At 42.6% G+C, this 17,728-nt stretch carries 13 protein-coding genes; 5 read left to right on the top strand and 8 right to left on the bottom strand.

Features of this window, described 5'->3' with window-relative positions:
- Window positions 1–12 precede the first annotated feature (12 nt).
- Entirely contained in the window at window positions 13–1,167 is a 1,155-nt protein-coding gene (locus FTU19_RS06955; RefSeq protein WP_034171043.1) for an acyl-CoA dehydrogenase family protein, read from the bottom strand.
- 569 nt (window positions 1,168–1,736) lie between these two features.
- Between FTU19_RS06955 and FTU19_RS06950 the strand changes: the two genes are divergently transcribed.
- The gene (locus tag FTU19_RS06950) at window positions 1,737–2,573 is read left to right on the top strand and encodes an IclR family transcriptional regulator (RefSeq protein ID WP_004785687.1); all 837 of its coding nucleotides are present in this window, start codon (window positions 1,737–1,739) and stop codon (window positions 2,571–2,573) included.
- 157 nt (window positions 2,574–2,730) lie between these two features.
- Here FTU19_RS06950 and FTU19_RS06945 read toward each other — a convergent pair whose 3' ends face one another.
- The 5 genes from FTU19_RS06945 to betI all read right to left on the bottom strand — a co-directional run bounded on the left by FTU19_RS06945 (window position 2,731) and on the right by betI (window position 9,924).
- Window positions 2,731–4,929, bottom strand: coding sequence for an OsmC domain/YcaO domain-containing protein (locus FTU19_RS06945; RefSeq protein ID WP_180130529.1), 2,199 nt, complete (start codon window positions 4,927–4,929; stop codon window positions 2,731–2,733).
- A gap of 355 nt (window positions 4,930–5,284) precedes the next feature.
- Window positions 5,285–6,055 (bottom strand): hypothetical protein, encoded by a 771-nt coding sequence (locus FTU19_RS06940; RefSeq protein WP_034705255.1) that lies wholly within the window; start codon window positions 6,053–6,055, stop codon window positions 5,285–5,287.
- 127 nt (window positions 6,056–6,182) lie between these two features.
- Window positions 6,183–7,838, bottom strand: a complete 1,656-nt coding sequence (betA, locus tag FTU19_RS06935) for a choline dehydrogenase (RefSeq protein ID WP_034585192.1) — start codon at window positions 7,836–7,838, stop codon at window positions 6,183–6,185.
- Between the two features lie 10 nt (window positions 7,839–7,848).
- Window positions 7,849–9,324 carry a betaine-aldehyde dehydrogenase gene (betB, locus tag FTU19_RS06930; RefSeq protein ID WP_159122946.1) on the bottom strand — a complete coding sequence of 492 codons (1,476 nt, stop codon included), beginning with the start codon at window positions 9,322–9,324 and terminating at the stop codon, window positions 7,849–7,851.
- A 21-nt stretch (window positions 9,325–9,345) separates the two neighbouring features.
- The gene (betI, locus tag FTU19_RS06925) at window positions 9,346–9,924 is read right to left on the bottom strand and encodes a transcriptional regulator BetI (RefSeq protein ID WP_005235723.1); all 579 of its coding nucleotides are present in this window, start codon (window positions 9,922–9,924) and stop codon (window positions 9,346–9,348) included.
- Between the two features lie 271 nt (window positions 9,925–10,195).
- Here betI and FTU19_RS06920 point away from each other — a divergent pair, with 271 nt between their 5' ends.
- Together FTU19_RS06920 and FTU19_RS06915 are read left to right on the top strand one after the other, a co-directional pair.
- The gene (locus FTU19_RS06920; protein WP_180130527.1) at window positions 10,196–12,232 is read left to right on the top strand and encodes a choline transporter; all 2,037 of its coding nucleotides are present in this window, start codon (window positions 10,196–10,198) and stop codon (window positions 12,230–12,232) included.
- Window positions 12,233–12,260: 28 nt separating this feature from the next.
- A complete protein-coding gene (locus tag FTU19_RS06915) occupies window positions 12,261–12,869 on the top strand; it encodes a MarC family protein (RefSeq protein WP_159122944.1) in 609 nt (202 codons plus the stop codon).
- A gap of 65 nt (window positions 12,870–12,934) precedes the next feature.
- Here the strand turns inward: FTU19_RS06915 and FTU19_RS06910 are convergent, their stop codons facing one another.
- Both FTU19_RS06910 and FTU19_RS06905 read right to left on the bottom strand, forming a co-directional pair.
- On the bottom strand, window positions 12,935–15,100 hold the full coding sequence (locus FTU19_RS06910) for a TonB-dependent receptor domain-containing protein (RefSeq protein WP_180130525.1): 2,166 nt from the start codon (window positions 15,098–15,100) through the stop codon (window positions 12,935–12,937).
- A 484-nt stretch (window positions 15,101–15,584) separates the two neighbouring features.
- Window positions 15,585–15,788 (bottom strand): hypothetical protein, encoded by a 204-nt coding sequence (locus FTU19_RS06905; protein ID WP_125278494.1) that lies wholly within the window; start codon window positions 15,786–15,788, stop codon window positions 15,585–15,587.
- A gap of 346 nt (window positions 15,789–16,134) precedes the next feature.
- Here FTU19_RS06905 and FTU19_RS06900 point away from each other — a divergent pair, with 346 nt between their 5' ends.
- On the top strand, window positions 16,135–16,713 hold the full coding sequence (locus FTU19_RS06900) for an ANTAR domain-containing response regulator (protein ID WP_004785667.1): 579 nt from the start codon (window positions 16,135–16,137) through the stop codon (window positions 16,711–16,713).
- A gap of 10 nt (window positions 16,714–16,723) precedes the next feature.
- Window positions 16,724–17,728 carry an ABC transporter substrate-binding protein gene (locus FTU19_RS06895; RefSeq protein WP_180130523.1) on the top strand — a complete coding sequence of 335 codons (1,005 nt, stop codon included), beginning with the start codon at window positions 16,724–16,726 and terminating at the stop codon, window positions 17,726–17,728.

The following is a 17,728-nucleotide window of genomic DNA, read 5'->3' as shown; positions in this document are numbered from 1 at the left end:
AAAATCTGCTGCTTAAGCAGTCGCTTGTTTAATCATTTCACGTGCGATGATGATTTGCTGGATTTGAGTAGTACCTTCATACAGACGGAACAAACGCACATCACGATAGAAACGTTCAATTGAATATTCACTGATATAGCCCGCGCCACCATGAATTTGCAGACAGCGATCCGCTACACGGCCACACATTTCAGTCGCAAACATTTTCGCGCATGAAGATTCAGTGGTCACATTCTTACCTTCGTCACGCAGACGAGCAGCATCAAGAACCATACATTTCGCTGCATAAATCTCAGCTTTAGAGTCTGCCAGCATGCCTTGGATGAGTTGGAAATTCGCAATTGGTTGACCGAACTGCTTACGTTCCACTGCATAATTTAAAGCGTCTTCCAGCATACGCTCTGCCATACCTACGCTATAGCCAGCAATGTGCAGACGGCCTTTATCCAGGACACGCATTGCAGTTTTAAAGCCAATGCCTTCAACACCACCGATCAACTGATCTTTATGAACTTTACAGTTGTCAAAAATCACGTCACAAGTGTATGAACCGTGTTGACCCATTTTTTTATCAATTTTGCCCAGACTTAGGCCCGGTGTATTCGCTTCTACCAGGAATGCAGAAATGCCGCTTGCACCTTTGATATCAGGATTGGTACGCGCCATCACCGTAAATGTCGTTGCACGCGGTGCATTGGTAATAAAACGTTTGGTACCGTTTAAAATATAGTAATCCCCATCTTTAACCGCGCTAGTTTTCAAAGATGCTGCATCTGAACCTGAATCCGGCTCAGTTAAACAGAATGAACCAATGATTTCACCAGTCGCATAACGTGGCAGGTATTTCTGTTTTTGCTCTTCTGTACCGTCAATCACGATCCCGCTTGAACCGATCCCGTTATTGGTCCCGATCAAAGAACGGAATGCAGCCGATGTACGGCCTAATTCCATTGCGACCAGAATTTCCTCTTCCATGGTGATACCTAAACCGCCGTATTCCTCTGGAATAGTTAGGCCAAACAGACCCAATTCTTTCATCTGCTCGACAATACGCTCAGGAATCGCGTTGCTTTCTTCAACTTCATGTTCTAAAGGGACTAGTTCATTTTTGACAAAGTTACGAATAGTCGAAAGAAGTTGCTCAAGCATTTCCGGATCGCGAATCATAGGGATCTCCATGTTATTTAGTTCATCTGGGTAAATTCCTTTACCCTTTAATTTTAGTTTCGTAATACGAAATAAATAATCATAAAAATTCATTTTGAGCAAGAAAAATTATTAAAAATTTTATTTTTTAAGCAAAAAAGCAAATTTTTCTAGCTTTAATTAAAAATTATAGTTAGAATTTTATTTCACAATGCGAAATTTTTTAGATTGTTAGTAGATTTAGAAAAGAGTTAGATGATTTGAATCAGATCATAATTGATTCTATAAAAGCGCAGCGAGATAAGAATGTTTCAATTAAATCGTGCTGATGATTCTAGTTTTGATTGGCTCCATTTTCCTGAAATTTTATCTGGCGAACTTTAAATTTTCTAAAGATACTTAAAGATCATTACAGGTCTCAAAAACCTATAGATTCTGCATGGTTTTTAGCTGAATAGCGCTAATTAACTTAAATACAGATAAAGTGAGCACTTTTTTATTTATTTTTATCATTAATAGAAGTGTTTTATTTTGTATCGTGAAATTTAATTGCTATCATATTTATTAATTTACCTTTAATTGCTCTGACCATGACAAAAAATAAAACTGGCGAAATACCTAATTTTGATGAGATCCGTTTAGATCCGATTTCACATATTCATCGAGAAAATAACCCACAATTTATCGCGTCTATTGCACGTGGTTTAGAAATCCTCAGATGTTTTTCCGCAACGAATCAATTACTGGGCAACCAAGAAATTGCACAGCTAACTAATCTGCCAAAACCGACTGTTGCCCGGATCACCAGCACGTTGGTTTCTTTAGGTTATCTAAAACAGTTACCGAATACGACCAAATACCTGTTGGACGTTGGTGTATTGGCTCTGGGTTATGCGGCGCTCAGCAATATTTCGGCACGTACACAGGCTTATCCATTTATGGAAGAAATGTCACGTTATGCGCAAGCGCCTGTCGCCATGGCAACACGTGATCGTCTGAGCATGATTTATTTGGAAGTCGTTCACACAGAGTCTACTTTGACCATGCGTCGTCCAGTTGGCTCTACCCTGCCTATTCATAGTAGTGCGATGGGCCGTGCCTGTCTGGCTGCGATGGAAGTTAAAGAACGTGAATATCTGTTTGATGCGATCAAGAAAAGAAATGAAGATCAATGGCCAACCATTAAGCGTAATTTAGAACGTGCCATCCGTGATTATCAGGATTATGGCTATTGCTTATCTCTCGGCGATTGGGCCAAAGATGTGAACTCTGTCGCAGTACCTTTAATTCACCCTAAACATGGTATTTTGACCTTTAACTGCGGCGCGCCAACTTACCTGCTCAATCAGGAAAAACTGGAAAATGAAATCGGTCCTCGTCTGATTCATATGGTTAATAACATTTCTCTGACTTTAAATAATATTTAAGCTGTTATTTAAGATTTAAATGGGCGGCAATGATCGCCCTTTATTTTTTCTTTTTTAAATTATCCGTAAGATATGAGAGCAATATATAAAAAAGCCCATTCTAAGATGGGCTTTTTTAAAGATTTAAAGATCAGCAAATTTGGCTGATGATCTCAGCTTATCGTGCTAAAAACTTGGCACGTGCTGCATGCAGTTTCTTGTAGCTATCAATTAAACGTAGATGACGATCCAGACCTTTAAGCTGCATATTGGTTTCAGCTAAACCGTAGAAACGTACTGTACCTTCTACTGAACCGAGGACTGAATCCATACGGGCATCGCCAAACATACGGCGGAAGTTGTGTTCATAGTCTTCCAGTTCCATTTCATCATCCAGAATGACTTCAAGCACTACATTCATGCATTGATAGAACAGGCCACGTTCAACCGTGTTGGTATTGTATTGCAGGAACTGTTCGACCAAATCTTTAGCTTCTTCAAATTGTTGTAGAGCCAGATAGATCAGCAGTTTTAGTTCCAGAATGGTCAGCTGACCCCATTCGGTATTTTCGTCAAATTCAATCCCGATCAAGGTACGGATCTCGGTATAATCATCTTCATCTGCTTCTTCCAGACGTTCAACCAGAGCTTCCAGCTGCTCATCATCCAGACGATGCAGGTTCAGGATATCTTCACGATATAAAAGCGCCTTATTAGTGTTATCCCAAACTAGATCTTCCACCAGATAAATTTCAGAATAACCCGGTACCAGAATACGACAAGCGGTTGCACCTAAATGCTGATAGACCGCCATATAAACTTCGTGGCCCATCTCTTCCAGAATGGTAAACAATTCCTGCGCTTCATCGGCATTTGAGTTTTGGCCATTATTGGTGAAATCCCACTCGACAAAATCATAGTCAGATTTTGCGCTGAAGAAACGCCAAGATACGACACCACTTGAGTCAATAAAGTGCTCAACGAAGTTATTCGGTTCAGTAACTGCATTTGAAGTGAAGGTTGGTTTTGGCAGATCATTCAGGCCTTCAAAACTACGACCTTGTAACAGTTCAGTCAGACTACGCTCTAAAGCGACTTCAAAGTTTGGATGTGCACCAAATGAGGCAAAGACACCACCCGTACGCGGGTTCATCAAGGTCACGCACATCACCGGGAACTGGCCACCTAAAGAAGCATCTTTGACCAGTACCGGAAAGCCCTGTTCTTCCAAGCCTTTAATGCCTTCAACAATTTTCGGATATTTTGCCAGTACGTGTTCAGGTACATCCGGCAGTGCCAGTTCGCCTTCCAGAATTTCGCGTTTAACAGCACGTTCGAAAATTTCAGACAGACATTGCACTTGAGCTTCAGCCAAAGTATTGCCCGCGCTCATACCATTACTGAGGTATAGATTTTCAATCAGATTCGATGGGAAATATACAGTTTCACCATCAGACTGACGTACAAATGGCAATGAACAGATACCGCGTGCTTTATTGCCCGAGTTGGTGTCATACAGATGAGTACCTAGTAACTCATCTTCAGGATCATAAATTTCACGGGTATGTTCATCTAAAACTTCGGCTGGCAGTTCACCATTTGGACCTGGCTGGAACCATTTTTCATCCGGATAATGCACAAATTCTGCATTGGCAATATCTTCACCCCAGAACTGGTCGTTATAGAAGAAGTTACAGTTCAGACGTTCAATGAATTCACCCAGTGCAGACGCCAGCGCACTTTCTTTGGTTGAACCTTTACCATTGGTAAAGCACATTGGTGACTGAGCATCACGAATATGCAGTGACCAGACATTCGGTACGATATTACGCCAAGACGCAATTTCAATCTTCATGCCGAGGCCTGCCAGAATCGCAGACATATTGGCAATAGTTTCTTCGAGTGGTAAGTCTTTACCCGGAATACAGGTCAGACTGTCTGAAGCCAGATTAGGCATTAATAATGCCTGAGCATCAGCATCAATACTTTCTACTTCTTCAATAACAAATTCAGGACCGGTCTGAATTACTTTTTTGACGGTACAGCGGTCAATCGAACGCAAAATCCCCTGACGGTCTTTTTCAGAAATATCAGCTGGTAGCTCGACCTGAATTTTAAAAATCTGTTTGTAGCGGTTTTCAGGATCGACGATATTGTTTTGGGACAGACGGATATTATCGGTGGGAATGTCACGCGCTGCACAATAAACTTTAACAAAATAAGCTGCACACAACGCAGAAGATGCCAGAAAATAATCAAATGGACCTGGCGCAGAACCATCACCTTTATAGCGGATCGGCTGATCGGCGATTACCGTGAAGTCATCGAACTTGGCTTCCTGACGAAGATTATCGAGATAATTGACCTTAATTTCCATGTGGATACCTAAATATTCTTATGTGCCACCACGGACAGATAAGATGCTAAATCTGAATATACAAGCCGAATCACGGAGGAGAATTTGACTCAAAAATAAAAATAACCCGGGTTAAACCTTCAACCAGTTAGTTTCAGGATAAGCTCGAGTAAGAATGGGCGCTATTATAGAATCATTTTATGAAATTGATAATGTTTGCTCGAATTTCCTGCAGATTTATCAAAATATCTGTTAATTAAATATTCAGGAAATCTGGCTTTAAGCCGGGAACAGGCTGTTTTTATTGATACTTGCTGTTCCCGACTGGATTTCATGGACTGCGAAATGCATATTTTAAATCAGATCAAGATCCAAATTAAAAGTCATAGCCAATGCCAAACACAGCGAGATCGCGCTGCTTATCACCGAAACGGTCGTAACCACCGAAGATATAATCACCAGACAAGGTCAATTTCGGCGCAACTTCATAACTTAATCCAGCAGTTGCATAACGGAAAGCATGCTGTTTTGTGGTATTACCTAGCTCATTACCTTCATATTTACCTTCATCATTAAAATAACCACCTGCTGCACCGACATGTGCACCAAGCTTGTCATTAATCTGATGGGTTAAATCCAAGGTATAAAAAGTATCGCCCTGATTGGCATAGGCCACATCATATAAATAGGTCGACACACCTGCTGTAACACTGGTCTTGTCATTCAGTGCACGACTTACATTCAAACCTAATTCATTTGAAGTCGTATGGCTGCCACCCGGATAATAATAGGTTGCATCCCAGAAATTCCAGTCGTAGTTTTCACTGCTATAGTTATAGCCCACGATAAAATCATGTTCGACTTTATCGCGACGATGTGATTTTTTGCCTTCCAGTTCCGGATAGGAATAACCTAAGGTTGAGCCCCAGTAACCGACATAAAAATTACCATAAGCCAGATTCAGCGCTGCCTGTAAAGCAACGTCATCATTTTCTGGTGCATTGGTCAGACCACGAGAGATGTATTTAGAAACTACACTGATGTTTCCACTGGTTTCAATTTTTTTTGCTTCCGCATCATCTGCAAAACAATAAACACTAGAAACAGCAGCACAGCCGAAAAGGACTGTTTGTTTGAAAATTCTCATAAAATATAAATTATATTAAGCAAAGAATGGATAACACTGAAACCGACTACAGTTTTATCCAGCTTTGGGTAAAAATAAATTCCGCTATATTCCTTGATGCAACAAGCAACAGGAATATAGCCATGACTTAAGCGCGTGGGGCCCGGTAGAAAGGCGCTGTAGAAGCAGGTAATGCCTGCTTGCCACGGATATGATCTGCAAGCTTTTCAGCCATCATGATCGTGGTTGCATTGAGGTTGCCTGTAATAATAAGCGGCATAATTGAAGCATCGATGACACGCAGACCTTGCATCTCATGCACACGCCCATAACCATCGACAACTGCCATATCATCCTCACCCATTTTACAGCTACAGGACGGATGATACGCTGTTTCTGCATGATTACGAACAAATTCATCAATTTCTGCATCAGTTTGCAGATTTTTGCCCGGACTGATTTCTTCACCACGATATGGATCCAAGGCTGGCTGATGCATAATTTCACGGGTAATGCGGATGGCATCACGGAATTCACGCCAGTCCTGTTCGGTACTCATATAGTTGAACAAAATACTTGGATGTTCAAACGGATCTTTGGATTTCAGGCGAACCCGACCACGAGATGGTGAACGCATGGAACCGACATGAGCCTGGAAGCCGTGTTCATGAATAGCATTGGTCCCATTATAGTTAATCGCCACTGGCAGGAAGTGATACTGGATGTTTGGCCATTCAAACTCATCCGAAGAACGGATAAAGCCACCCGCTTCAAACTGGTTGCTGGCACCAATGCCTTTGCCTAGGAATAACCATTCTGCGCCAATCATGGGCTGGTTATACCATTTCAATGCCGGATATAAGCTGACCGGTTTTTTGCACTTATATTGTAAGTACATTTCCAGATGGTCTTGCAGGTTTTCACCCACACCCGGCAGATCCTGAACCACGGGAATATCCAGACTTTTTAATAATTCAGCCGGACCTACACCAGAGCGTTGCAGGATTTGTGGAGATGCAATTGCACCTGCACATAGTAGAACTTCACGATCTGCAAAGACCTGAATCGGCTGTAAGGTATTTTGACCTTCAAAATATTCTACGCCAATCGCCTGATTACGGTTAAACAGAATCCGGTTGGTCATGGCATGGGTAATAATGGTGAGATTATCCCGACCTTTGGCCATATCTAGATAACCACGTGCCGTACTGGAACGACGACCTTGTGGTGTCACAGTACGATCCATCGGCCCGAAGCCTTCCTGCTGATAGCCATTTAGGTCATCGGTACGTGGATAACCGGCTTGAACCCCAGCTTCGACCATGGCATGGAACAGCTCATTGTTACCATTCTTAGGCGTTGCGACTGAAACCGGACCTGAATCACCATGATAGTCATTGCCGCCAATATCGCGGGTTTCAGCTTTTTTGTAATAGGGTAGACACTGCGCATAGTTCCAGTGTTCCAGACCTTTAAGGCTGGCCCACTGTTCCAGATCCATAGCATTACCACGGATATAGCACATGCCATTAATCAGTGAAGATCCGCCCAGACCTTTACCACGGCCGCATTCCATACGGCGATTGTTCATGTGGGGTTCTGGATCGGTCAGATAGGCCCAGTTATAACGGCGTCCTTGTAAAGGATAAGCTAAAGCAGCCGGCATCTGGGTTCTAAAATCCAGACGATAGTCCGGGCCACCTGCCTCAAGTAATAGCACCTTAGTATCTGGATCTTCAGTTAAACGCGCTGCCAGAACATTACCCGCAGAGCCCGCACCGATAATAATATAGTCGTAATTCATCAAATCCCCCTTATGCGCTAAATACAGACTGGAAAGGACTGAGTTCGACCTGAACCGATTTGGTCTGGGTGTAGTGCTGCAAAGTGACTAGACCATTTTCACGTCCGACACCGGAATGCTTATAGCCACCGACCGGCATTTCTGCAGGTGATTCACCCCAGGTATTAATCCAGCAGATACCTGCTTCTACCTGATGAATAATTCGGTGTGCACGGGCCAAGTCTGGTGTGACGACACCTGCGGCCAGACCATAATCGGTGTCATTGGCACGACGAATGGCTTCTTGCTCGGTGTCATAACTCAGGATACTCATGACAGGACCGAAGATTTCTTCACGCACAATGGTCATGTCATCGCGGCAGTCGGTAAATACGGTTGGCAGGACATAAGCCCCTTGGGCAAACTGTTCATCCTCAGCACGTCCGCCGCCACATAATAGGCGTGCTCCTTCTATCTTGCCTTTCTCGATATAACCCAGTACTTTTTCCATATGCTCAAAGCTGGAAACCGGACCGAAATTGGTTTCAGGATCGAGAGGATCACCCATACGGATATGTTCAACACGCTGCAAAATCTTTTCTTCAAATTCTGCTTTCAATGCCAAAGGTACAAAAACGCGAGTACCGTTAGTACACACCTGACCGGAACTATAGAAATTGGCCATCATGGCAATATCAGCCGCCAGATCCAGATCGGCATCTTCACAGATAATCAGCGGGGACTTACCGCCCAGCTCCATAGTGACTTCTTTCAAACTAGAATTAGCAGCTTGCGCCATGACCTTTTTGCCGGTAGAAACACCACCAGTGAACGATACTTTGGCAATATCAGGATGCGAAGTCAGATAACCACCAATTTCACCACTGCCGGTAACCACATTAAAGACACCATGCGGTACACCAGCTTCAGTATAAATTTCTGCCAGTTTCAGCGCAGTTAAAGGCGTAACTTCACTGGCTTTGAAAATCATGGCATTGCCTGCAGCGAGTGCCGGTGCAGATTTCCATAAAGCGATCTGAATTGGATAATTCCATGCACCAATTCCAGCGACGACACCCAAAGGTTCACGACGGGTATAAACGAAGGAACTGCTTCTCAGCGGGATTTGCTGGCCTTCAAGAACCGGTAGAATCCCCGCATAATATTCGAGTACATCTGCACCTGTTGTTATATCAACAGTCGATGTTTCACTAAAGGCTTTACCGCTGTCCAGACTTTCTAATTTTGCCAGCTCATCGTTGCGCTCGCGTAAAATGGCGACTGCCTTGTTCAAAATGCGCGAACGTTGAATCGCGGTCATTTCTGCCCAGACTTTTTGCCCTTGTTGTGCAGATTCAACCGCACGATCGATATCATTTTTTGAACAGACCTGCACTTCAGCCAGGACTTCGCCTGTTGCAGGGTTAATAGTTTGAAACGTGCTATTGGACGTTGCATCGACATATTGTCCATGGATATAAGGACGTTGCAGTTTGAATGTTGTCAATGGAATTCCCTCGCAGATTGTTTATTTGAGTTGTTGCCGGATATATTCACTACACAGTTCAATCGGCAGTTCTGGATCAATTTCGCCACTTACTAAAGCACCTCTTAGCCAGAATCCATCAATGAGTGCAGCCAGACCTTGTGCTGCCTTCTCAGCTTGATCCTTACTCAGCTTTTTCATGAATTCATATTTAAGATTGGAATGTAAGCGGTAATGGTTTATTTGCTGTAAACGATGTAAATCAGGCTGGTGCAGACTGCTGGCCCAAAAAGCCAACCACACCTTCATGGCCGCTTTATCCGTTTGTGGAGCAGTAAAATTGCCACGCACAATCGCCAGTAAGCGTTGTTCAGGAGCGTCATTCACCTGTGACTTGATTTCAGCAACAGATTTACCTAATTGCTGCAATAAGTAACGCATTGTGGCTTCAATTAACCCATTTTTACCTTGAAAATAATGACTTATGATGCCGGTTGAGACACCTGCCCTCTGAGCAATCTGACTAATTGAAGCTTCTGCAAAACCTAGCTCATTCACTGCAGCTAAGGTGGCATCGATCAGTTGCTGACGACGGATCGGTTGCATACCAACTTTTGGCATAGGACTAACCTGAATAACGGATGTAGCAATAAAAAATCACTCTGCTAAAGCAAATAGCTGAATGATGTAACAATTCATAAACGCTTTTTTAATTGAACGTTCAATTAATAAAAATTATAGTGCCAGCTCACCCTTGATGTACAGCGCAGTTTGTTTTGGATTTGCAAAAGTTTGTAATTCACGAAAACAAGGAAGCTTTAGGGCCAGTTTTTGCTTTTAAATCACACTGCACTGTAGATCATCCGGCAACAAAAACGATGGTCAGAGATTTATGCAAAAGAAAAACGAAGAGGTGCAAGATAGTCTGAATAAGGTAGTCTTTTATTGTTCGGCGACGCTTATTCTGCTGTTTTCTATCATCACGATTTTATTTAATGAACAAGCCAATCTAGTCATTATTAATATTTTAAACTGGGTCAGTAGTACCTTTAGCTGGTATTACCTGCTGGCGGCAACGCTGTATCTGGTTTTTATTGTCTTTATCGCCTGCTCACGTTATGGCGAAATCAAGCTTGGTCCCAAACATTCTAAACCCGAATTCAGCCTGCTGAGCTGGTCGGCCATGCTGTTCTCAGCCGGGATCGGGATTGACTTGATGTTCTTCTCGGTCGCTGAACCCCTGTCGCACTATATGAGTCCACCAGTCGGTGAAGCTGAAACCTTTGAAGCCGCGCGTCAGTCCATGGTCTGGACCCTGTTTCACTATGGTCTGACTGGCTGGAGCATGTACGCGCTGATTGGGGTTGCGTTGGGATATTTCAGTTATCGCTATAATTTACCACTGACAATTCGCTCTGCGCTTTATCCTATTTTTGGAAAAAGAATTAATGGCCCGATTGGCCATACGGTAGATACCGCTGCAGTACTCGGTACGATTTTTGGTATTGCCACCACCTGCGGTATCGGTGTGGTTCAGCTAAATTACGGTCTGCATGTCCTGTTTGGCTTGCCGGAAAATATCTGGATTCAAACTGCATTAATTGGTGTTGCAGTCGTTATTACTATTATTTCCGTGACTGCGGGTGTCAATAAAGGTATTCGGGTTCTGTCTGAAATTAATATCTATGTATCAATCGGGTTGCTGCTCTTTATTCTCTTTATGGGAAATACAGAGTTTTTATTAGCGGCTCTAATTCAGAATTTTGGTGATTATCTCAGCCAGTTCCCGAAACTCTCTTTAAGCAGTTTTCCTTTTGAGCAGCCTAAAGAATGGATGAATAGCTGGACCCTGTTCTTCTGGGCATGGTGGATTGCTTGGTCGCCGTTTGTAGGTCTGTTCCTGGCACGTATTTCCCGTGGTCGTACTATTCGTGAATTTGTCACCGGGACTTTGGTTATTCCTCTGTTATTTACCCTCACTTGGTTGTCTATTTTCGGTAACAGTGCTTTATACAGCGTGATTTTTGATGGTAATACTCAGCTTGCGACAACTGTTTTAGAAAATCCGGCACATGGTTTTTATGACCTGCTGGCACAGTATCCAGGTTTCACATTTCTCGCAGGTGTCGCCACCATTACAGGTTTGCTGTTCTATGTGACTTCAGCGGATTCAGGGGCATTGGTATTGGGGAACTTCACCACTAAATTCACTAATATTGAGCATGATTCACCGCGCTGGCTCAGTGTGTTCTGGGCGATTGCGATTGGCCTGTTGACGCTAGCTATGCTAATGGCTAACGGTGTGACAGCATTGCAAAACACCACCATTATTATGGGCTTACCTTTTAGTTTCGTGATCTTCTTTGTCATGGCCGGTTTGTATAAATCCTTGCGGCTTGAGGATTTCCGTCAGGCCAGTACCAGTCTGAATGCTGCACCAGTCGTCGGTAATGTTGACATCTTTAACTGGAAGAAACGTCTGAGCCGGGTGATGTTGCATCCAAGCCTTTCACAGACTCGCGCCATGCTGGATGACGTCTGCAAGCCGGCCATTGAGGCAGTTGCGACTGAGTTAACCGATAAGGGTATTCAAGTGAATATTCAGGAAAAACCGCTTGAGGAAGAACCTGAACTGTATCATCTGGATCTCACCATTCAGCTGGATGAAGAAGAAAACTTTGTCTATCAAATCTGGCCAGTACGTTATGCCACACCGAACTTTAGTTCACGGGGTAAACGGACTAAACGTTATTACTATCGTCTGGAAAGTTACCTGTTTGAAGGATCTCAGGGCAATGATCTGGTCGGTTATAGCAAGGAACAAGTCATTAACGACATTCTAGATAAATATGAACGTCATATGATGTATCTGCACATCAACCGGATCAGTCCGGGTAAACGTCCACTTTTCCCGGATCGTGAAATCTAGGATCACTCAACTACGGAAGGATTGAATGATGTCAGCAAGTTTAAATGCCTTTGCCCTGTTTTTTTCGTTACTCAATCCATTTTTGATGAGTATCTATATGCTCGGAATTATTCGTAATTCCGAAGCAAAGGTCTTCAATATGGCATTGATTCAGGGCAGCCTGATCAGCTTTATTGTTTTCATCATTTTTGCGAAAACTGGCGAAGCCTTCTTCAATGAAGTGCTACATGCTCGCTTTGAATCCTTCCAGATTTTTGGTGGTCTGATTTTTCTGGTGATTGGTTATCGCTATGTCTTTGAAGGTGCGGATACCATTGGGGTGATGCGGGGTGCGCCGAATCATCTGGCGGGTACGATTGCCATGCCTTTTATGATTGGCCCTGGAACAATTTCAGCTTCGGTTATTACCGGTGTACAGCTCAGTTTAATGCAGACTATTTTAGTGATCTTTTTTACTTTATTTTTAACCTGCAGCTTACTGATCCTGATGAAATATCTGCATGATCATATGCAACACAAATATTCCAATTATATTGACCTTTATGTCGATATTGTTGGTCGTGTCGCAGCACTATTAATCGGTACAATTGCGATTGATATGATTGTGACAGGTGTCAGTGGAATTTTGGAAGGCTAGTTTTATACAAGCTGACAGGATAAAAAAGCGGGTAAAAATGCCCGCTTTTTTATGAAGTGATGATTTTAAAATTTAAACGACACACCTGCATAGGTTGAGAAGCCTTCACCCGGTGAAGATCGTGCTCGATCTGCACCTTTGTCGTCATAACCTGGAATCACCACTGCTGCATATTTTTCATCGGTGATATTCTTGAAGTTAACCCAGGCACTCCATGACTGATCTTCTGGCGCATATCCCAGATCAATACCCCAAATCTGATAATCATCACTAAAGCGGCTATTGGCATAATCATGCGCCATCTTCGATGCATATTCAGTATTTAGCCCTACATAAAGACCGTTATTCAAGGCGTAACTGAGCTGCGCCTGATAAAGATGTTTTGGAATCCCTGGCAACTGGTTTTTGCCAAATAAAGGATCGTTTTTATACTGGAAATCACTCAAGGTATAAGCCTGTCGTAGGCGAAGTTCACCCTGCTGTGATGCATACAATGGTGTATCCAGACTGAGTTCTACACCTTGATGAAGGGTTGGAGTCACATTGGATTCAACACTAATCCGTTCTTCTGGGAGAGCCGTGCTATTGTCATACTCCTTAATCATTTCAGAAGACAATAGCTCATTTTTAACTCTGGAATAGTAATAACTCAGTGCCCAATCACCCCAGGCTGATTGGCCCCTGCCACCCAGTTCTAAAGTATTTGCAGTTTGCGTGTCCAGATAAATAGGTTCACGCACTCGTCCTGCAGCGACCCCACCATCAAAATAATATGGCGAAGACCAAGCCATCGCCCATGGATGTGCCGGTTCAATACTACGACTTAAATTGGCAAACCATTGCAGTGTCTCATTTGGCTGATAAGTCAGGCCAATGCGCGGTGCGAAATTCCATTCATAGCGACTGACTTCGGGACTGGCCTCCGGATAAGTCACTTCACTTTCACGATGGGTATAGGCAGCTGCCAATCCAAGATCAAGCTTAAACCGATCATTCAACTGGGTTTCCTGATCAAATTGCAGCACATTGTCTGAACCACGATAGGTATAACGGCGTGTTACGGTACCTGCTGGATACTCCTCCCCGGTTATAACCCGATCAGTTCTTAAACTTTCGGTAACCCCACTGTTTGGACGGTGCGTGGTACTTCGAAAAGCAACTCGTCCTTGATGTTCAAGACCGAACAACTGATAAGGCTTTTCATACTGAATCCGTGCACTAATATCTTCATAATCGACATTAGTACGATAGGTACTTTCACGTAAATCTAGTGGATAATGATGATAAGCCAGACTACCGGTCAGTATGGCATCATCCTGCAAATTCCATGTCGTAGTATTGGCTAGCCAAGTACTGCCCGGCTGAATCCGTTTGGCATCAATAGTTACGAAATTAGTGTCAGCCGCTTCAGGATTATTCTTGAGCTGTTCCTGGGTAATGCGCCCTGGCGTTAAATGTTTGCTTTCACGGTAACGGGCATAAAAGCGGGTCTCAATATCTGGACTGATCTGATAACCCAGATTAAAAGCTAGACCTTTACCATCACCTTCGGCATGATCCTGAATCCCGTCAAACTGTGAACCCGTTACTGTCAGATAATAATCTAACTTATCGAGTTCTCGGCCAGTACTAAACTGGTATTTCTGATAGCCATGGCTACCCGTTTCATATTTTAATTCAGAGCCATTCTGCTCTGCACCAGTCTTACTTTTATAATTAACTGTTCCACCTAAGGACAATCCGCCCTGTTTTAAACCATTGGCACCACGGTACACCTCAACATGATCAATCCACCATGGTTCAAGCAGTTCATAAGCTGTACCACCCGGTCCGGTAAAGGGAATATCATCGATCATGACATAAGTTCCGGATGCATGTGCACCAGAAGTACGGTTAATGCCAGAACCACGGATAGAAATTTTGGCTCCTTCATTGCCCGGCGATTGGGCATAAATACCGGGCTGGAGACGGAAGACGTCAGCAATGGTTCCCAGACGCTGATGTTCGAGCTGCTGATCTGAAATAAAATTGGTTCCTCCCGAAACTTTAGCGAGTTCGGCCGCAGTCTGTTGCTGGGAATTTGTATTTTGCTCAGTGGTCACCACAATAGTGTCCAGTTGCTGAACACTATCCTGTGCTAGCGTAGTTTCAGCATAAAGATGGCCTGAAAATGCCAACAGTATCATCAGGCTAAGCGGATTTTTCTTGAGAGGGATTTTTGTCATATTCATGGCGAATTTATACAATCCTGTATAAGTGATCCTGATCTGCTTTAGGACTTGGCTTAAAATTTAAGCTGTAGCATAAATGAAGCATGCAAAATTAAGCAGATATTTTCTGCCAAAATATCTGACTGGTGCGGCAATATTTTTAATTTATTCTATACAAATAATCTGTCAGTACTTTGCAAGATCACAGATAGATTCAAACAATTTCTGACATCTAATTTATTAAGTATTTGTAATTTATATATATGTATTTTTTTCTTGCAACCATCTCTTTCGAGTTGGCAAAAAATGATTTAAATTAAAAATTTTGAAGATATAAACAATATTCTGATTCATAAAGATCAGTTTAATAGACAGGTTTCTAGACCAAAATCTTAGTCATAACTAGAAAATAGAATTCTTATTTTTTGAACTATGGCTTATAGATTTCAGCCCAAAAAAGAAACCCTCCTGCTGGAGAGTTTCTTCATGTATTCTGGCTATTATTTTATTTAGAGGCATTTTCGATTACTTGTGCTTGTAATGGTACAGCTTGCTGGGTTTCAGCTGATTTTTTCTTGGTTTTCATTTCTGCCACTTTGGCCAGAGTTTTCTCGGTAAAACGTAAACCACCATCTTCTGCCATCACATTACCCGCCATCAAAAGACTGCTCATTACTACTAGCAGGGATGGTATAAGTTGTAATTTCATGTCTATTCCACCTTTTTATTTTATAGTGGATTAAAAATAAGCAATTATTATTCCAATATTTTTATCTATATTTGATTTTTTTATTTTTCCCGATCATCTTGATGAAATTAAAATTGATCTAAGCGATAAATTTTATATTCTTTATTGTCTTAAAATTCCTTATTTTAGTGCGATTATTTTGGTTACGCCTCATTTTAGTCAGAGTAATTTAGTCTCATCAGACTCTATGCACTATTTTTATGACACTTTTAACCTGATCTCCTGATTTTTTGCACCAAATTGCATGGTATGTTTTTTGCATAAGTCCTCATAGAATATTCCCCGATGTACTAGTTAAAAATCTTGCATGTCTAAATTACGAATTGCCCTGATTGATGATGATCCAGAACGCGCTGAATTTATTCAGGCTTCTTTACTTGCGCATGATTTTCATGTGGTGGCCTGTGTCATTCTGAATGACCTCAACATTGTTGATATCAAAAGCCTGCATGCCGATGTCATTCTGTTAAATATGGATCATCCTCATCGCGATATTATCGAAAGCTGCGTGAGTCAGTATGAATTACCTACGGTTCTATTTACCCAAAATTCCAACAAGGACACCATCAGAAATGCCATTGATGCCGGAGTCACGGCATATATTGTGGACGGGATTGATCCAACCAAACTGGAAAATATTCTGGAAATATCGATTGAACAATTCCAGAAACATAAAAAACTGTTACATGACCTGAAGGAAACTCAGGAAAAATTAAGTGATCGCAGGGATATTGATAAAGCCAAAGTCCTGCTGATCCAGCTGCATGGACTGAGCGAAGAAGAAGCATTTGCCCTGTTGCGCAAAAATGCCATGAGTCACCGGATTACCATTGGCGATATGGCAAGGCGCTTACTTGATGCACAAAAACTGTTATCCGGCCAATAAGGAGCATTCAATGACAACATTAGAAAAAACAGAACTCAATATTGGCTATATTCCACTGCTTGATTGTGTTGCCATTCTTTGGGCGGAGCGACAAGGTTATTTTACTGAACAGGGTTTAAAGGTAAACCTGATCCGTGAAGCCTCCTGGTCCAGCTTACGCGACCGTCTGGCCTATGGCTTTCTGGATGCTGCCCATTGCCTGTCTGCCATGCTTCCCGCGGCTGCTTTGGGCGCAGACCAGTTACAAGTCGCTTTGCAGACCCCATTAGTCCTCAGTATCAATCAGGCATTTATCAGCTTAAGACAGGATCTGTGTTATGAACTGGGCATTCAGCCTGAAGATAATGAACAGATCACGTCGCAAAAGCTGGTCAGTGCCTTAAAGCAGCAACACAAAGTAGGTCTGGCGCATGTTTATAAATATTCTATTCATCATTATTGTTTAAGAGAATGGCTGGCCTTAAGTGATCCGCAATATGCCAAAAATATATTGCTCAAGACCTCACCACCCCCTTTAATGGTCAAAGGAATTGCAGCACAGATTTTTGATGGTTTTTGTGTGGGTGAGCCATGGAATATTCAGGCCAAGCTTGAAGGTTATAGCCTGATTGTCGCAGCAAGCCAAAATGTGATTCCTAAAGTGGCAGACAAAGTGCTGGCAATAACTCAGGAATGGGGCGAGTTGCATCCACTGACTGTAGAGGCCTTAGTCGCTGCTGTAAAAAAAGCCCAGATGGATTTAAAGCATGCTACGGATCTTTCTGAAGTCTGGGACATGCTGATGGATTATCAGATTATCCAGTTTGAATGTTCAGCTTCTCGACACGTTTATGACTTCCATAAGATTCAGAATATTATTCGTAACCTTGCAGGTGAAAGTGTTGAGCCTCAATTCACCGATTTTATCTGGCTATTAGAGCAGATGGAAAAATGGGAAAATATTGATCTGTCCGCAGATGATCAGCAACAGATTGCCCAATCCTGTATTTATCAGCAAGAATCCACGACTGTATAA

The organism is Acinetobacter sp. YH12072, from assembly GCF_013419565.1.
Taxonomy (GTDB): Bacteria; Pseudomonadota; Gammaproteobacteria; order Pseudomonadales; family Moraxellaceae; genus Acinetobacter.
The sequence above is the reverse complement of the archived record's forward strand: the minus strand, read 5'-3'. Positions and strand labels throughout refer to the sequence as shown.